The sequence below is a fragment of the Mesorhizobium sp. B1-1-7 genome (genome assembly GCF_006442705.1).
GTDB lineage: Bacteria > Pseudomonadota > Alphaproteobacteria > Rhizobiales > Rhizobiaceae > Mesorhizobium > Mesorhizobium opportunistum.
The window spans coordinates 269,997-286,549 of sequence record NZ_VFWQ01000003.1 but is presented as its reverse complement, the minus strand read 5'-3'; the positions used below and the strand labels follow the sequence as shown (position 1 = coordinate 286,549).

Annotated in this window: 16 protein-coding genes; 9 read left to right on the top strand and 7 right to left on the bottom strand. The window is 64.1% G+C overall.

Annotated features, from left to right (window positions below; genetic code table 11):
* The first annotated feature begins 23 nt into the window (after positions 1–23).
* From FJ978_RS06120 to FJ978_RS06110, 3 genes are all read left to right on the top strand, one after another.
* A complete protein-coding gene (locus FJ978_RS06120) occupies positions 24–257 on the top strand; it encodes a hypothetical protein (protein ID WP_013893069.1) in 234 nt (77 codons plus the stop codon).
* Between the two features lie 78 nt (positions 258–335).
* On the top strand, positions 336–1,121 hold the full coding sequence (locus FJ978_RS06115) for a ThuA domain-containing protein (RefSeq protein ID WP_140570995.1): 786 nt from the start codon (positions 336–338) through the stop codon (positions 1,119–1,121).
* Positions 1,122–1,196: 75 nt separating this feature from the next.
* On the top strand, positions 1,197–2,246 hold the full coding sequence (locus FJ978_RS06110) for a Gfo/Idh/MocA family oxidoreductase (protein ID WP_140570993.1): 1,050 nt from the start codon (positions 1,197–1,199) through the stop codon (positions 2,244–2,246).
* A gap of 48 nt (positions 2,247–2,294) precedes the next feature.
* Here the strand turns inward: FJ978_RS06110 and FJ978_RS06105 are convergent, their stop codons facing one another.
* The 5 genes from FJ978_RS06105 to FJ978_RS06085 form a co-directional block, all read right to left on the bottom strand.
* Complete coding sequence (locus FJ978_RS06105; protein ID WP_140570991.1) at positions 2,295–2,543, bottom strand: DUF680 domain-containing protein; 249 nt, start codon at positions 2,541–2,543, stop codon at positions 2,295–2,297.
* A 180-nt stretch (positions 2,544–2,723) separates the two neighbouring features.
* Entirely contained in the window at positions 2,724–3,368 is a 645-nt protein-coding gene (locus FJ978_RS06100) for a TetR/AcrR family transcriptional regulator (protein ID WP_013893073.1), read from the bottom strand.
* Between the two features lie 127 nt (positions 3,369–3,495).
* On the bottom strand, positions 3,496–4,530 hold the full coding sequence (locus FJ978_RS06095; protein ID WP_140570989.1) for a phosphotransferase family protein: 1,035 nt from the start codon (positions 4,528–4,530) through the stop codon (positions 3,496–3,498).
* On the bottom strand, positions 4,527–5,012 hold the full coding sequence (locus FJ978_RS06090; RefSeq protein WP_281405988.1) for a MaoC family dehydratase: 486 nt from the start codon (positions 5,010–5,012) through the stop codon (positions 4,527–4,529). The genes FJ978_RS06095 and FJ978_RS06090 overlap by 4 nt, the downstream gene beginning before the upstream one ends.
* A gap of 39 nt (positions 5,013–5,051) precedes the next feature.
* Positions 5,052–5,867, bottom strand: coding sequence for an SDR family oxidoreductase (locus FJ978_RS06085; RefSeq protein ID WP_140570987.1), 816 nt, complete (start codon positions 5,865–5,867; stop codon positions 5,052–5,054).
* 120 nt (positions 5,868–5,987) lie between these two features.
* On the opposite strand from FJ978_RS06085, the gene FJ978_RS06080 reads away from it, so the two are divergent.
* From FJ978_RS06080 to FJ978_RS06055, 6 genes are all read left to right on the top strand, one after another.
* A complete protein-coding gene (locus FJ978_RS06080; protein ID WP_140570985.1) occupies positions 5,988–7,229 on the top strand; it encodes an acyl-CoA dehydrogenase family protein in 1,242 nt (413 codons plus the stop codon).
* A 39-nt stretch (positions 7,230–7,268) separates the two neighbouring features.
* A complete protein-coding gene (locus tag FJ978_RS06075) occupies positions 7,269–8,306 on the top strand; it encodes a zinc-binding dehydrogenase (RefSeq protein ID WP_140570983.1) in 1,038 nt (345 codons plus the stop codon).
* Positions 8,307–8,606: 300 nt separating this feature from the next.
* Complete coding sequence (locus FJ978_RS06070; protein ID WP_140570981.1) at positions 8,607–9,788, top strand: glycosyltransferase family 87 protein; 1,182 nt, start codon at positions 8,607–8,609, stop codon at positions 9,786–9,788.
* Entirely contained in the window at positions 9,781–10,812 is a 1,032-nt protein-coding gene (locus FJ978_RS06065) for a glycosyltransferase family 2 protein (protein ID WP_246678073.1), read from the top strand. The genes FJ978_RS06070 and FJ978_RS06065 overlap by 8 nt, the downstream gene beginning before the upstream one ends.
* Entirely contained in the window at positions 10,809–11,627 is an 819-nt protein-coding gene (locus FJ978_RS06060) for a ChbG/HpnK family deacetylase (RefSeq protein WP_140570977.1), read from the top strand. Before FJ978_RS06065 ends, FJ978_RS06060 begins: the two co-directional genes overlap by 4 nt.
* Entirely contained in the window at positions 11,624–12,034 is a 411-nt protein-coding gene (locus FJ978_RS06055; protein ID WP_140570975.1) for a GtrA family protein, read from the top strand. The genes FJ978_RS06060 and FJ978_RS06055 overlap by 4 nt, the downstream gene beginning before the upstream one ends.
* A gap of 59 nt (positions 12,035–12,093) precedes the next feature.
* Here FJ978_RS06055 and FJ978_RS06050 read toward each other — a convergent pair whose 3' ends face one another.
* Together FJ978_RS06050 and FJ978_RS06045 are read right to left on the bottom strand one after the other, a co-directional pair.
* Positions 12,094–15,225 (bottom strand): efflux RND transporter permease subunit, encoded by a 3,132-nt coding sequence (locus tag FJ978_RS06050; protein ID WP_140570973.1) that lies wholly within the window; start codon positions 15,223–15,225, stop codon positions 12,094–12,096.
* Positions 15,222–16,382 (bottom strand): efflux RND transporter periplasmic adaptor subunit, encoded by a 1,161-nt coding sequence (locus tag FJ978_RS06045; RefSeq protein ID WP_140570971.1) that lies wholly within the window; start codon positions 16,380–16,382, stop codon positions 15,222–15,224. Before FJ978_RS06045 ends, FJ978_RS06050 begins: the two co-directional genes overlap by 4 nt.
* Positions 16,383–16,553 lie beyond the last annotated feature (171 nt).

The following is a 16,553-nucleotide window of genomic DNA, read 5'->3' as shown; positions in this document are numbered from 1 at the left end:
CAACAAGTCGAGGGAGAATGTCGATGCCGTCCAAGTCCGCGCCGAAGTCGCCGCCGCAATCCAAAACCGCGGCGGTCCGCTCGCTCGAACACGAGCGGCATCACGAGGCCAATGCCGAAGAGGAACTCGAGGAGGGCCTCGAGGACACTTTTCCGGCCAGCGATCCGGTGTCGATCACCGGATCAGTCATCTCAGGCGCTCCTGCCAAACCCGGCAAGGCCAAGACCGTTGCGGGACGGAAAACCCGCAAGCCCTGATTTCCCCAGTTTCGATCTTGGCGGTACCTTCTCAAGGTCCCGTCACATGCGCTATTTAAAGCGCTTTGGGAGATGAAAATGCCGATAAAAGCAGTCGTCTGGGGCGAGAACGTGCACGAGCAGACCAATGCCGCCGTGCGTGATCTCTATCCCTTGGGCATGCATGGCACTATTGCCGCCGCGCTCAACCAGGACAAGGGCATCGAGGCGAGTACGGCCACCTTGCAGGAGCCCGAACATGGCCTGGGCGAGAAGCGCCTGGCCGGCACCGATGTGCTCTTGTGGTGGGGCCACGCCGCCCATGGCGAGGTCAAGGACGAGATCGTCGAACGCGTGCAGAAGCGGGTCTGGGAAGGCATGGGGCTGATCGTGCTCCATTCCGGGCACTACTCGAAGATCTTCAAGCGCCTGATGGGTACGCCTTGCTCGCTGAAATGGCGCGAGGCGGGCGAGCGTGAACGCGTCTGGGCGATCAATCGCGGCCATCCGATCGCGCAAGGTATCGGCGAATGCCTGGAGATCGGCGAGACGGAAATGTATGGCGAGCCGTTCGCCGTGCCGGAGCCGCTGGAAACGGTATTCATCTCCTGGTACGAGGGCGGCGAGGTGTTCCGGTCGGGACTGACTTATCAGCGCGGCGCGGGACGGATCTTCTATTTTTCGCCGGGCCACGAGACCTATCCGATCTACCACAATGACGGGGTGCAACAGGTGCTGCGCAACGCCGTGCACTGGGCGCACAATCCCGCACCCGCATGGTCCGGCATCACCAATGCGCCGAACGTGCCGACGGACAGGGCCAAGGAGAAGATCGTCCAGAAAGGCCTGCGCCTGCATGCCGATGGCGACAAGGGTCTTAGTTGATCGGCCTAAGCTGATCGGGGCCTCGGCTGATCGGGCCTGGGCTGATCGGGGCATGAACTGGTTGGGGGTGGGTTGATGCACCGAATTCTTCTGCTCGGCACCGGCGGCATCGCCGGGCATCATGTCGAGGAGTTCGCCGGGATTCCCGGCTGCAGCATCGTGGCCTGTGTCGACCAGGTGCCAGGCCGCGCGGCGACGTTCGCCGGGGCAAACAAGATTGGCGACTGCTTCGAGAGCCTGGAGGCGGCGATCGCCTGGGGCCAGTTCGATGCCGCCATCAACGCCACGCCGGACGGCGTGCACAAGGCAACGACGCTGGCGCTGCTTGCCGCGGGCAAACACGTCTTTTGCGAGAAGCCGCTGGCGCCGAACCATGCCGACGCGCTTGCCATGACCGAAGCCGCCGAGGCAGCAGGCGTCGTCAACATGGTCAACCTGACCTACCGCAATTCGCCGGCCATCCAGGAAGCGCGGCGCATGGTGCAGGCCGGCGCCATCGGCGAACTCCGCCATGTCGAGGCGAGTTATCGGCAAAGCTGGCTGGTCAGCAAATCCTGGGGCAACTGGCGGGTCGAGGACAAATGGCTGTGGCGCCTGTCTAGCCGGCATGGTTCGACAGGCGTGCTGGGTGATGTCGGCATACACATACTGGACTTCGCCACCTATGGCGCCGCCCAGGACATCGTCAGCCTGCATGCCGACCTGGTGACGTTTCCGAAGGCCGAGGGCGAGCAGATCGGCGACTATGTGCTGGACGCCAATGACAGCGTGGCGATGACGGCGCGGCTGAAGTCAGGCGCGCTCGCCATGATCATGGCGAGCCGCTACACGACAGGCCACGCCAACGATCTGTCGCTGACGCTGCACGGCACCAGGGGAGCCATCAAGGTCGAGACCGACGGCAAGGTTTCGCACCTGTCCGCCTGTCTCGGCGGGGATGTCGACCTGCAGCGCTGGCGGACTCTGGCGCCGCCGGATGTCAAGCGTAACGCAAGGCGCTTCGCCGATGCGCTGGATAGCGGGCAGAACGGCGATCCGTCGTTCCGGCGCGCCGCCGACATGCAGAAGCTGATCGATGCGGCGTTCGAGAGTTCGGCGACCAGGCTGCCGGTCTCGATCGGCTGACGTCACCGAATGGCCGGCCGCGCCGGCCAGAAGCGTTTGGCGCAAATGTTAGAAAGCGCTCGGCACGATCCACGGGTTGATGCTGATGCCGAGGCGCGGGCCCTTGCCCTCAGCGGTGTTTTCCGTGGTGCCCTTCTTCTCGACCGAGCCGGTCGAAGCGCAATCGAGCTTCACATGGGTCCTGGTGTCGACGCAGGTCGCGGCCGGCAGGTGCTTGACCGGCTGGGTGGCACTGGCGGCGAAAGCCGAGCCCGAAAGGGCCAGAATGGCGGCGAGGGTGAGGACGGTCTTTTTCATTGTCAGTCTCCGTTCCGACGGGTGAATTTCTTCGTACGTGTACGTTATGCCGTACAGATACGCCTGCCGCTCACGAAGTTCAAGCCGAAATCGTACATGTACGGAAATTTTTTGTTAACCAAGAAATCTGCCACCGGTTCGGGTGGTAACGACGAGGTTCTGCAGGAAAGGAGATATCGTTCAGCAGTTGACCGGGGTCTCGGTCAGCGGAGGCACATTTTGCGTGCGCAGTGTCGCAAGCGTGAAATCGCACATCCGCTTCACAAAGGCCTGCGGGTCGCCGAAGGGGTAGAACGGAAAGGTGATCAGCAGCGAGATCGTGCCATGGCCGACCGCCCACAGCATGGTGGCGATGGCGCGCGGATCGCCCTGCAACTCGCCTGCGGCGACGCAGGCCTCGACCCGGCTGATCAGCGCCTTCATCGCCGGGTTGCCTTCCTCCATGTCCGCGTAGCTCCTGCCTTCCGGCAGCTTGGTCTTTTCGGTCATGAAGACGGTGCGGTATTCATTGGGATTGCCGAGGCCGAAGGCGGCATATTCGGTCATGACCGCCTGCAAAGCCGCGATCGGATCGTCTGATGGATGCTCCTCGATGCGCCGGGCAAGGGTCTCGAACGCATCTTCGGCCAGCGCGAACAGGATGTCCTGCTTGTCGGCGAAGTAGGAATAGACCGACATCGGTGCATAGCCGACCCGCTTGGCCAGCTTGCGGATGGTCAGACCCTCATAGCCTTCTTCCTGGACGAGCTTGTGCGCGGCTGCGACCAGTTCGGAGCGTAGCTCGGCCTTTTGTTTCTCGCGGCGTGTCTGGACGCTCGGCGGCAAGTCGGGTGCCTTTCGGTTGGTGGTGTCCGGCTAAATTATATACGCTGTACGGAAATGGACAAGGGCGCCCCAGGTTCCCAAACGGCAGGCATCAGATCGCTACGACGCAGCCGTCTCTCCCATCACGTCACATCTCTTTGTCGATCAGTTTGACTGCAAGATGCGACAAGAGCTTCACCGCCTCGCCATAGGTTCTGGCCTTTTCGGGATTGGAGGCATTGCCGTCCAACGCACGCTTGTAGACACCCTGGCAGATCGCGGCCAGGCGGAAGAAGGAGAAGGCGAGGAAGAACGGCCAATTGCCGATGCCTTCGAGCCGACGTCGGCGGCAATAGGCGGCGACATACTCCTCTTCCGAGGGCAGGCCGAGCGCCGCACGGTCAATGCCGCCGAGGCCGCGAAAGCCGGATGCGTGCGGCAGGCGCCACTGCATGCACTGATAGGCGATGTCGGCGAAGGGATGGCCCGATGTCGACAGTTCCCAGTCGAGCACTGCCAGCACCTTTGGCTGGTCCGGCGCGAAGATCAGATTGTCCAGCCGGTAGTCGCCATGGACCAGCGAGACACGGCCGTTATCGGCGGGCATATGTGTTTCCAGCCACGCGATCAACCGGTCCATGTCGGCGATGGTGCCGGTTTCCGAAGCGCGGTACTGGCTGGTCCAGCGCGCCAGCTGCCGCTCGAAATAATTGCCCGGCCGGCCGAAATCGCCGAGGCCCACGGCCTCGGCATCGACGTCGTGCAGGGCCGCCAGCGTACCGTTCATGGCGTCGTAAATGGCGGAACGCTCATCGTTGTCGCGCGCCTCGGGCAGTGCCGGATCCCAGAAGATGCGGCCGTCGAGGAAATCCATGACGTAGAACATGCGGCCGATCGGCGAATCCTCGGCCGACAGATGCAGCATCCGGGGGACGGGCACCGCGCTGCCGGCAAGCGCCTTCATGACGCGAAATTCGCGGTCGACCTGATGCGCCGATTTCAGCAAATGACCCGGCGGCTTGGCACGCAGCACATAGCGGCCGCTCGCCGCCGTCAGCAGATAGGTCGGGTTCGACTGGCCGGATTTGAACTTTTCGATTGCGGCGAGCCCGGAAAAGCCAGGGATTTCCGCCTCGAGGTAGGACGCGAGCGCCGCCTGGTCGAGCGCGTTCGGGTCGTTCATGCGGTCTCGGGCTGGCGTTCGATCAGGGTCAGCGTCAGCCAGCGGGCGGTGAGTGCTGGTTTCTTCGAGCCCTCGATCTCGATCGTCACGTCGTGCGCGGTCTGCACCCAGCCCGACGGCCTGACCTTGACGTCGGCCAGCACGAAACGGGTGCGGATGCGGGCGCCAGTCTTGACCGGCGCCAGGAAGCGCAGCGAATCGAAGCCGTGATTGACACCCATCTTGCTGTTTTCCAGCGGCGGCATGGTCTCGAAGGTCATCGCCGACAGCAGCGACAGCGACAGGAAGCCATGGGCGATGGTGCCACCGAACGGCGTCTCGCGCTTGGCCCGCTCCGGGTCGCAGTGGATGAACTGGTGATCGTCGGTGGCGTCCGCGAACTGGTCGATCATGCGTTGCGTGACCGCCCGCCAGGGTGAGACGCCAACCTCTTTGCCGACGCTGGCCAGAAGCACATCGAGACTGATCGGTTCCACGCTCATGTCCTCCAGTTCACCCCCGGCTTCTGCGGCCGGCAAATGTCATTCCTTGAACAAGGTCAATCCATGCTGCACCGATTGCCCGCCGTCGATCGGCAGGATGGCGCCGGTGACATAGCTGCCTGCACGGCTGCACAAATAGAGCGTTGCGCCGGCAATGTCATCCGGTGTGCCGATACGGCCGATCGGAACATGACTGCCGACATGGTCGGCCTGTTCCTGGGTGCCGGTGGCAAAGGCAGTCATGCGGCTTTGGAAGGGGCCGGGTGCGAAGGCATTGACGGTGATGCGGCGAGGGGCGAATTCGAGCGCCAGCGTGCGCGTCAGATGATGAACGGCGGCCTTCGAGGCGGTGTAGGAATAGGCGTCGTCGGCGAGCGGCTGCGTGCCCATCACCGAACCCAGATTGATCACCCGGGCCGGGTCGACGTCGCTGGCGGCGGCCTCGAGCAGCGGCAGCAATTCGCGCGTCAGGTGGAAGACCGCGGTGACATTGACGCCAAAAACCTTGGCCCAAGCGTGGTAGGGAAAGCTCTCCAGCGGCGCGCCCCAGGAAATCCCGGCATTGTTGATCAGAATATCGAGCTGATCGGTCCGCGCCTTGACCTCGGCGACAAGCGCGGCAATGCCGGCCTCGCTGGAGACGTCGCCTGTAAAGCCATCGGCCCGCCCCGAGGTGCCGAGATCGTTCAATTCGGCGGCGACCTTGACGCAATCTTCGCCCTTGCGCGAGGCAATCATGACGCTGGCGCCGGCCTTGACCAGCGCGGTGGCCGCCATGCGGCCGATGCCGGTCGCCGCGCCCGTCACCAGCGCGGTCTTGTCGGCCACCGAAAACAGTTCGTCCAGATAGCCCATCACAATCCTCCGCGCCCTGCCTCGGCATGCGGCAATCAGTTCGCGTTGACAAGGCTATCCGAAGTACGGTCATCCTTGCCACGGGTAAAATGCCCGGCCTGTATGAAGGGTTAGCGACCGATGACGGAGATGAACCTCGGCATGACCGAGCGGCTGAAGCCGATCCACGCCCGCGTCGCGGCCATGGTGCGCGACGAGATCATGCCGCTGGACAAGGAATTCCTCGGCGAAGTGGGCAAGGACGGCGACCGCTGGGTCTACAGCGCGCGACAAAGCGAGATCCTCGAAGGACTCAAGAAGGCTGCACGGGAGCGCGGCCTGTGGAATTTCTGGCTGACCGGCTCGGAGCGCGGCTATGGCCTGTCGACTGTCGAATACGCCTATCTGGCCGAGGAGATGGGCAAGGCGCATCTCGGCGCGGAGACCTTCAACTGCTCGGCGCCAGACACCGGCAACATGGAGGTGCTGGAACGCTACGGTTCGGCCGACCACAAGAAGACGTGGCTCGAGCCGCTGCTCGACGGCAAGATCCGCTCGGCCTATCTGATGACCGAGCCGGATGTGGCCTCGTCGGACGCCACCAACATTTTGATGCGCTGCGAGCGGCAGGGCGACGACTATGTGCTCAATGGCGAGAAATGGTGGGCGTCGGGCGCCGGCGATCCGCGTTGCGCCATTTACATCGTCATGGTGCGGACCGGCGGCGACCAGGAACCGCGGCACCGTCGCCATTCGATGATCCTGGTGCCATCGGACACCAAGGGCGTGACCAAGGTCCGCGCCATGCAGGTCTATGGCGACGACGACGCGCCGCATGGCCACCTGCACCTTCGCTTCGACAATGTCCGAGTACCCGCCTCGAACCTCATTCTCGGTGAGGGGAGGGGCTTCGAGATCGCGCAAGGCCGGCTCGGGCCGGGCCGCATCCACCACTGCATGCGCGCCATCGGCCAGGCCGAGATGGCCCTCGAGATGCTGTGCCAGCGCTCCGTGCGCCGCGAGGCCTTCGGCCAGCCCCTGGCGAAACTCGGCGCCAATTTCGACATCATCGCCGAATGCCGCATGGAGATCGAGATGGCGCGGCTGCTGTGTCTGAAGGCGGCGTGGATGATCGACCAGGGCGATGCGCGCGCCGCGGCCCCCTGGATCAGCCAGATCAAGGTCATCGCACCACGCGTCGCGCTCAAGGTGACCGACGAGGCGGTGCAGATGTTCGGGGCCCAGGGCATCAGCCAGGATACGCCGCTTGCCCGCTCGTGGACGCATCTGAGGACGTTGCGCCTCGCCGACGGACCCGACGCCGTGCATCGCCGCCAGGTGGCGCGGACGGAGCTGAAGAAATACACGCAGGAAAAGGTCTGAGCCGCTGCCTGACCTCTGCCGGCAAGCAAGGAGCCCGCGATGACCATCCCCTCCGAAATGCAGGCGCTGCTGCTGGTCGGCGACGGCTACACCAGGACGCCGAGCGGCAGCGTGCTGGAGGCGATGGAGCCCTACATCGAACCGGGCAGCATCGCGGTGCCGGCGCCTGGACCGAGCCAGGTGCTGATCAGGGTCAGTCTCGCCTCGATCAATCCTTCCGACGTCGCCTTCATCAAGGGCCAGTACGGCCAGCCGCGCGCCAAGGGCCAACCGGCCGGCTTCGAGGGCGTCGGCACGGTCGTTGCCGGCGGTGATGAGCCCTATTCGAAAAGCCTGATCGGCAAGCGGGTCGCCTTCGCCACCGGCGTCACCAACTGGGGTTCGTGGGCGCAATATGCCGTCGCCGAGGCGGCGGTCTGCATTCCGCTCCTCGACACCGTGCGTGATGAGGATGGGGCGGCGATGATCGTCAATCCGCTCACCGCGATCGCCATGTTCGACATCGTCAAACAGGAGGGCGAAAAGGCCTTCGTCATGACCGCCGGCGCCAGCCAGCTCTGCAAGCTGATCATCGGCCTGGCTGGGGAAGCGGGGTTCCGGCCTATCGTCACCGTGCGCCGTGACGACCAGATCGCATTGCTGAAAGAGCTTGGCGCGGCGCATGTCCTCAATGAAAAGGCGCCGGATTTCAAGGCAGCGCTGCGTCAAGTGATGAAGGAAGAGCAGCCGCGCATCTTCCTCGATGCGGTGACCGGACCATTGGCCTCGGCCATCTTCGACGCCATGCCGAAGCGTTCGCGCTGGATCATCTACGGCCGGCTCGACACTGACGCCACTGTCATCCGCGAGCCCGGCCAGCTGATCTTTCAGCACAAGCACATAGAAGGCTTCTGGCTGAGCGAATGGATGCGGCAATTCAAGGACCGGCGCGGCCCGGCGATCCTGGAGGCGCAGAAGCGGTTTTCCGACGGGCGCTGGTCGACCGACGTGACGGCGGTGGTGCCGCTCGCCGAGGCCATGGCGCGGTTGCCGGCGGAACTGGCCAAGCCCAATGGCAAGGTTTTCATCCGGCCTTAAAGCAACTTCCGGAAAAGTGGGAAGCCGTTTTCCCGGGAAAAGCGCATAGCGCTTCCCTTGGAAATTGCGTCAAAACAAAGCGTTAGCGCAATTCCTAGGGCATCTGCAGTTCGAAGCCGAGGCCTTCAAAAGGCCATCGATGGTCATCAACAAAGGCCGGTCTTTGGCTTCAGGGTGGGCCGGCGGTTTCGAAGTCCGCGTCTTCCGGCCCCTCTATGCCACGCTGCTTTGTCCGTGATATGCCGCCTTCAAATACAGGCGGTGATGGGAAATCGTTCTGGAATTGTGTGGGGTGCGCGGATGACGCTTTCCAAGCCGGTTTTCGACCGTTTGGGACTTGGCATGTGGATCGGAGCCTTCCTGGTCGTTCTTGCGCTCGTCCTGTGGTCACCGCACACGCGTACTGTCTGGCAGGCCTATATAGACGGCAGCGAGGCCCTTCTGGCCGGCCGGCCGCTCTACAATCTCAGCTCCGAGATGGGGTATCTCTACGCGCCGGCCTTTGCCGCGCTCTACGTTCCGCTGGTCAAGCTCGGCCCGCATCTCGGCGGCCTGATCTGGCATATTATCGGTTTCGCGGTGCTGACATTGGCCGCCATGCGGCAGGTGCGCAAGCTCGGCGGCGGGGAACTGCCATGGCTGCTTTCCTTCGGGCTCTTTCTTGCCCTGCCGATGGCGATGGGTGCAATCCGCAACGGCCAGGCGACGATCCTCTTGGCCGGCGCCTGCTGGCTCCTTACCTTTTCGGCGCTCGAGGGGCGTCGCGCCGAAACGTTCTTTTGGGCTTCCGTCGCCATCATCGCCAAGCCGACGGCGATTATCATGCTGCTGTTGGTGGGAGCCCTGCGCCTCCGGTTGATACCGGTCCTGGTGCTGGCGGTGCTGTTCGTGCTCGCCTTGCCTTACGCTTTCGCACCTGCAGGCTATCTCAACGACCAGTATCGTCTTTTCGCCGAGATGCTGACCTCGATGGCCGTTGACAACACCAGCCACTTCGTCCCCACCGATTTCACAGCCCCCTTCACCCGGATGGGACTGCCGCTGCCGGAAATCGGCGCCACGGTCATACGCATCGTCATGGCCCTGTTTGCGCTCTGCGCGGTCATCTGGTTCGACCGCAGGCTCGAGCGCGGAACGGCTGATCTCGTCATCTTCCTGACGGCGACGTTCTACATGTGCGTCTTCAACCCGCGTGTCGAGCCCAACACTTATGCCATGATCGCCGTGCCCGCCGGCCTAGCCATTGCCTTGTTATGGCGCGAGGAAAAAGGCGGTGTCCTGGCCTCGGTGCTGTCGGTGATGCTGTTCCTGACCGGATTGACGGGCGTCGAGCGCCATATCCAAGATTTGACCTATCCCTGGTTTCGGCCGATCGCGGTCACCATTATCGCCGGGTCCCTGATCTGGTGGTTCTGGGCCAAGGCGCAAGGCAAGGTGACGCGGGAAAAGGTGATGAATGAAGGGCCTGTCGCAAATGGCTGAGTCGCGACCCACTCTCGATATCGTGGCGCCGTTCTTCAACGAGGCGCAATCGGCTTCGGCTTTTGCCGAATTGCTCGACAGGCTCGAAGCCACGGTGTCGCAACGTTTCGGCATGGCCGTCCACAAGATCCTGATCGACGACGGCAGCCGCGACGATGGCGCCGAGCGATTTTCGCAGGCGCTGTCGGGTTCCTGGGAGATCGTGCGGCTCAGCCGCAATTTCGGCAAGGAAGTCGCGGTGCTTGCCGGCCTCGACCAGTCGCGGAGCGACATGGTCCTGATCATGGACGCCGATCTCCAGCATTCGATGGACATCAGCCTGAAGATGATCGCCGAACTGGTGGAAAACCCCGACATCGACGTCATCTACGCGCAGAACGACCGGCGCGAGGCCAGCTGGCGGCGCAGCCAGCTGGCACGGCTTTTCTACAGCCTGATCAACAGCAGCCAGCGCTTCGACATTCCGGAGAACGCGGGTGATTTCCGCGTCATGCGGGCCGCTGTGGCACGCGCGCTGACGAGCTTGCGCGACAAGCGGCGCTTCAACAAGGGTCTGTTCGCCTGGGCCGGCTTCCGCCAGAAGGCCATAGAATATTCGCCGGAGAACCGCGCCAGCGGTACCTCGAAATGGAGCCGCCTCAACCTGATCGCGTTCTCGTTGGAAGGGTTTACGTCGTTTTCCGTCATCCCGCTGCGCATCATCAGCCTGAGCGGGATGCTGGCGGCGCTGGCGGGCCTGCTTTACGGCGCCAAAGTGTTCTTCGAAGTCATGTTCTACGGCATTGCGGTGCCCGGCTATCCCAGCCTGATGGTCGCCGTCGTCCTGCTCGGCGGCCTCAACCTCACACTGCTCGGGCTGATCGGCGAATATGTCTGGGTCACGCTCTCGGAGAGCAAGGATCGACCGGTCTACATCGTGCGCGATGTCTTGCGTGGTGAGATCTTGCGTGGTGAGGCCTCGCATAGTGAGGCCTTGCGCGGCGAGGTCGCCCCTGACAGGTTGCCAGGCGCACCCGGGGCATGACGCGGCGCATCCGCCTGATCGCCGACGATTACGGCCTGGCGCCAGGCGTTTCCGCCGGGATTCTCGACCTGCTCGATCGAGGGCGCCTGACGGGCACCAGCTGCATGACCGGCTTTCCCGAATGGGCAGAGGCGGCAGCGCTCATAAAGCCACTGTGCGGCCGCGCGGCGGTAGGACTGCATCTTACCTTGACGGACCAGCCTGCGGTCACCGGCCGATCGAGCCTGGCGCCGGAAGGCCGGTTGCCGGCGCTCCGCCGGCTGGCACTGCCGGTCCTGCGCGGCCGCGTCGATGAGCGCGATGTCCATGCCGAGCTCGACGCACAGTACGGCCGCTTCGTCGAGGCGTTGGGCCGGCGGCCGGCCTTCATCGACGGGCACCAGCACGTGCATTTCCTGCCGGTCGTACGCACATGGCTGCGGGCGCGTTTTTCAGAAGCTTCCGAGAAGCCGGTGCTGCGCGGGGCGCCAGCGCTCGACAATGCCGCTGTGGCGCCGAAAGTCGCGGCAATCGCCGCCGTGGCCGCCGGCTTCAACCGCTCGATGGCGCGCGCCGGCTTCATCATTTTCGAGCCGCTCGCCGGCATCTATGATTGGCGGCAACCCGAGAGATTTGCTCCGGTTCTGCAAGCCGCTGTCGAGACACTGCCGGAACGAGGCCTGTTCATGTGCCATCCCGGCCATGTCGACGACACATTGCGAGGGCGTGATCCGATGCAGCGGGTGCGCGAAGTGGAATTCGGCGTGCTGGCCTCGGACGCGTTCGGCGAAAGCCTCGCCCGCGCCGATGTCGAGATCATGGATGGCATGGGATGAGCGGCGCCGACCAGCCCCAGCGTTCGACCGGCAGCAAGATCGTGCGCTTCGCCATTGTCGGGCTGGTGAACACGGCCATCGACCTTGCCGGTTTTTTCCTGCTGCTCAGGCTGCATGTCCCGCCGCTGCCCGCCAACATCGTCTCCTGGTCCATCGCCGTCGTCTTCTCCTTCGTGGCGAATGGCTTCTGGTCGTTCGAGCGCAATCGCGCGATCCGGCTGCATGACGCCTTCCTTCGCTTCGTCTCGCTTGGAGCGCTGATCTCGCTCGGCGTCTCCAGCCTGTCGATCGCACTCTTTGCCGGCATCGCCGGCGTGTGGCCGGCAAAGATCGGCGGTGTCATCGTGGCGGCGGTGCTGAATTTCATCGCCGCGCGCTGGTCGATCGAGGGCCGGCTCTTAAGATAGCGTATTCTGTTCCGGCGAAATTCCGGATGGAATATCGCAACGCACTTTCGTGGAATTTTTTATTCCGCCGGCTCCACATTGGTGTAGGCGGCTTCCTCGAGTTCGCGCTTAAGCCGTGCTTCCTCATGCGTCTTGGGCGTGACGAAGCGGCCAAGCAGGAGGTAGGCGACCGGCGTCAGGAACAGCGTCGAGACGGTGGCCAGGCCGAGCCCGCCGACGATCACCCAGCCGAGCGCCACGCGCGCCTCGGCGCCGGCGCCGGCGGCCAGCACCAGCGGCACGCCGCCAAGTATGGTGCAGATCATCGTCATCATCACCGGCCGCAGGCGAATGGTCGAGGCTTGTTCGATCGCCTCGCGCACGCCAAGCCCGCGATCGCGCAGCTGGTTGGCGAATTCGACGATCAGGATGCCGTTCTTGGCCATGACGCCGACCAGAAGCACCAGGCCGATCTGGCTGTAGGCATTGAGGCTGGTGCCGCTCAACAGCAGTGCGATGATGGCGCAGGCAAGACCAAGCGGCACCGTCGCCATGATGATGACGGCGCTGACGAAACTCTCGAACTGCGCGGCCAGCACCAGGAGGATGATGACCAGCGCGAAGCCGAAGATGGTGACCATGGCGCTGTTGGTTTCGCCCAGCGTCGCGGCTTCGGCCAATGGCAAGATGCGGCTGCCTGGCGGCAGCAGCGGCGTGGCGATCTCCTCGGCGCGGGCCAAGGCATCGCCAAGCGCGAAATTGCCTGAGAGGTTGGAGGTGATCGCCACCGACGGCTGCTGCTGTTCGCGCGACAGCGATGGCGGCACGGCGCGCTCGGTCAGCGTGGCGATGGTCGACATCGGCACGAAACGGCCGTCCGCCGTCTTCAGGAAGACGTTTTCGAGGTCGGTCGGATCGTTGATCGGATTGGTGGTGGAAACCAGCTTCACGCCATAGCTGCGGTCGGCGATGTAGACGTCGACGACATCATTGCCGTCGAGCATGGCCTGCATGGTGTTGGCGAGCCCGGTGATGTCGATGCCGAGGTCGGAGGCGCGCTCGCGGTCGATGGCGACGGCAAGCTGCGGCTGGGTCGGGTCGATCGACAGGCGCGGCGTCTGGAAGCGCGGGTCCTTCTGCATCTCGGCGATGATCTTCAGCGCCGCGTCGCCGAGCGCCTTGCGGTCGTTGCCGACCAGCGCGAATTGCAGACCGTTGCCGGCGCCGCGGATGCCGAGGCTGTTGGGCTGCACCGGGAAAATGCGCACGCTCGGCACCTGCTTGGTGAGCTGGCTGATCTCGGCCATGATCTCCTGCTGGCTGCGGCTGCGTTCGTTCCAGGGGGCGAGCGTCATCACCATGAAGCCGGAATTGTAGGAGCCGTTCTGGCCGGCATTCTCGAAGGTCGAGCGGATCTCGCCGGAATCGCGCATCGGCTGGATCAGCTTCTCGATCTTCTGCATCTGCTGTGTCGTGTAGTCGAGGCTGACGCCTTGCGGAGCGCTGATGCGCAACAAGACGGCGGCGCGGTCCTCGGTCGGCGTCAGTTCCTGGCGGATGGTGCCGAACAGCGTGAAGGCGGTACCGGCAAACAGCACCGCGACCAGAACCACGATCCAGGGCGCGTCGAGGCAAGCGTGCAGGCCGCGCCGATAGCCTGCATTCAAGGCACCGCCGATGCGGGCGCCGATGCCGTGGCCGCCTTCGTGGTGAAGCGATGCGCCGGTCAGCATGCGCGAGGCGAGCATCGGGCAGAGCGTGAGCGCCACCACGCAGGACAGAAGCACCGACATGGCGAGCACGAAGCCGAATTCGCGAAACAGGCCGCCGGTCTGGCCGGGCAGGAACGAGATCGGCACGAAGACGGCGACCAGCGTCAACGTGGTCGCAACGACTGCGAAGAATACTTCCTGCGCGCCGAGCACGGCGGCCGCGCGCGGCCCCATGCCTTCGTTGCGCCGTCGCACGATGTTTTCGAGCACCACGATGGCGTCGTCCACCACCAGTCCAGTTGCCAGAACCAAGGCGAGCAGCGTCAGGATGTTGACCGAGAAGCCGGCCAGATAGATGGCGGCGATGGTGCCGATCATGGCCACCGGCATCGACAGGCCGGGGATCAGCGTTGCGCGCCAGTCGAGCAGGAAGACATAGATGACGATCAGCACCATGGTGACCGACAGGCCGAGCGCGATCTCGACCTCGTGCACGGCGCCCTTGACGAAGACGGCGTCGTCGCTGGTGATCTTGATCGCCATGCCCTTGGGCAGGTTCTGCTGCAATTTGGCGACGGCGGCCTGGACGCCGGTCGAAATGTCCAAAGTGTTCGATTCCGCCTGGCGGATGATGCCGATGCCGATGCCGGTCTTGCCATCCGAACGCAGCGTCGTCTGGCCGATATCGGGGCCGAGGGTGACGGTGGCGACATCGCGGATGCGCGTCGTGCCGCCGATGATGATGTTTTCGAATTCCTCGGGCGTTGTCACGTCGGCGGTCGTGCGCACGATCAGGTCCTGGTTGGTCGTGGTGATCGAGCCGGCCGGGGAATCGAAAGCGACGGACGCAAGCGCCGTCCTGAGGTCGGCGACCGTGAAGCCGAGGCTGGCGAGCTTGTTCTGGTCGACGTCGATGCGGAAGATCTTGTCGCGGTCGCCATAGACCTGGACGTCGGCGACGCCGGGCACGGCCGCCAGTTCGTCTTCGATCTGGTCCTGGACCACGACCGTCATGTCCTGGATCGACATGTTGTCGGAGGTCACCGCCAGCCGCATCACCGCGTCGGAATTGGCATCGGCCTTGACGATGCGTGGCGGATCGGCGGTGTCCGGCATCTGGTTGGCGACGCGGCCGACGGCGTCGCGCACATCGGAGGCGGCCACATTCAGGTCGACGCCGTCATTGAACTCGATGGTGACGCGGCTCGAGCCGAAGGACGACGAGGACGAGATCGACTTGACGCCGGAGACGCGGGCAACGGCACCCTCGATCGTGTCGGTCAACTCGCGGTCGACGGTTTCGGCCGCCGCCCCCTCGAAGGTGGTGGAAACGGTGACGACGGCGCGGTCGACGTCAGGCAGTTCACGGATCTCTACGCCATAGAAGGCGGCGAGGCCGGCAACGGCAATGAGGGTGTTCAGCACGAAGGCCATCACCGGCCTGCGGATGAACAGGGCGGTGAAGCCGGTGTCGCTGGCGGCGTTGACGGTGCCGGTCATGAGCCTTCGGCGGCGTTGGGGTTGGGCTGCTCCTGGCCGGCGATGCGAACCTCGCCGCCCTCGCTGACGCTCTGCGTTCCTTCGGTGACCACCATGTCGCCGCTGTCGATCTTCGCGTCGATCAGCACGGTTTCAGTGTTGCGCTGGATGATGCGCACCGGCACCCGCTTGGCCTTGCCGTCTTCGATCTGCCAGACATAGGCACCGTCCGATCCCCACAGGATCGCCAGCGGACTGACAGCCGGATAGGTCTCGCCGGGGAATTTCATGGTGATGCCGAACGACATGCCGGCGCGCAGCGAATCGGCCGGGTTGGCGATCTTGGCCTTGACCAGCAGCGTGCGGCTCTTTTCGTCGATGTGATTGTCGATGGCCGAAACCGTGCCGGTATAGGCGCTGCTAGGATTGGCAATGGGCGTCGCCGTCAATTGGGCGCCGACCTTGATGGCGGCGGCGAAGCGCTCGGGCACCTGGAAATCGACCAGGATCGAGGAACGGTCGTCGAGCGTGGCAATCGCCGACTGGTTGGTCACATAGTTGCCGGCGGAGATCGGCAGGATGCCGACGGTGCCGGCGATCGGCGCCGGGATCGAGCGGCGCTGCAATGCAAGTTCGGCATCCTGAAGCGCCAGCTTGGCGCCTGCCAGAACCACTTCGGCGTCGGCAACGGCGACAGGGGTCGCCGCGTTGGAGGCGCGCAGCGACTTGACGCGGTCAAGCTTGGATTGCGCATCCTGCAAAGCGAGCTTGGCCCTGTCCTGAGAGATGATCTCGGTCTCGGAATCGAGTATCGCGATGATCTGGCCCTTGTCGACATGACTGCCCGATTCCACCAGCAGTTCGGCAAGGCGGCCGGAGCTATAGGGATTGACGGTCACCGAGGCGTTGGCGCGGCCGGTGCCGATCGCCTGCAGGCGGTCGTTGATGGTTGCGGAGGCGGCCGGCGATGCGACGATGGTGACGATCTGGGCGCCGTTGCGCCCACCCCGCCGGGAACCGGCGGTCGAGGCCTCTTTCGCCGGAGGTGTCGCGCCATACGCCCAATCCATCCCCCAGCGCGCCAGCACTTCGGGAGCACCGGGGTAGAAGCGCGCCCAGGCGGCCGCGGCGGCGACCAAAATCACAAGCGAAAGGACAATCTGTTTCCAGCGCGACATCGACACTCCAGCGGCAAGAATCGTCTGCCGGTTCCAGATGGAAACGAATGCAGAGACGATACGGGCTGGGGGCGAAAACCGGCCACGCCATATCCCGATATCATCGGTTTATGGCAATTATCACGCGATCGTGCACATTAAATCTCGGTAACATGAGATCCGGACGCTCCC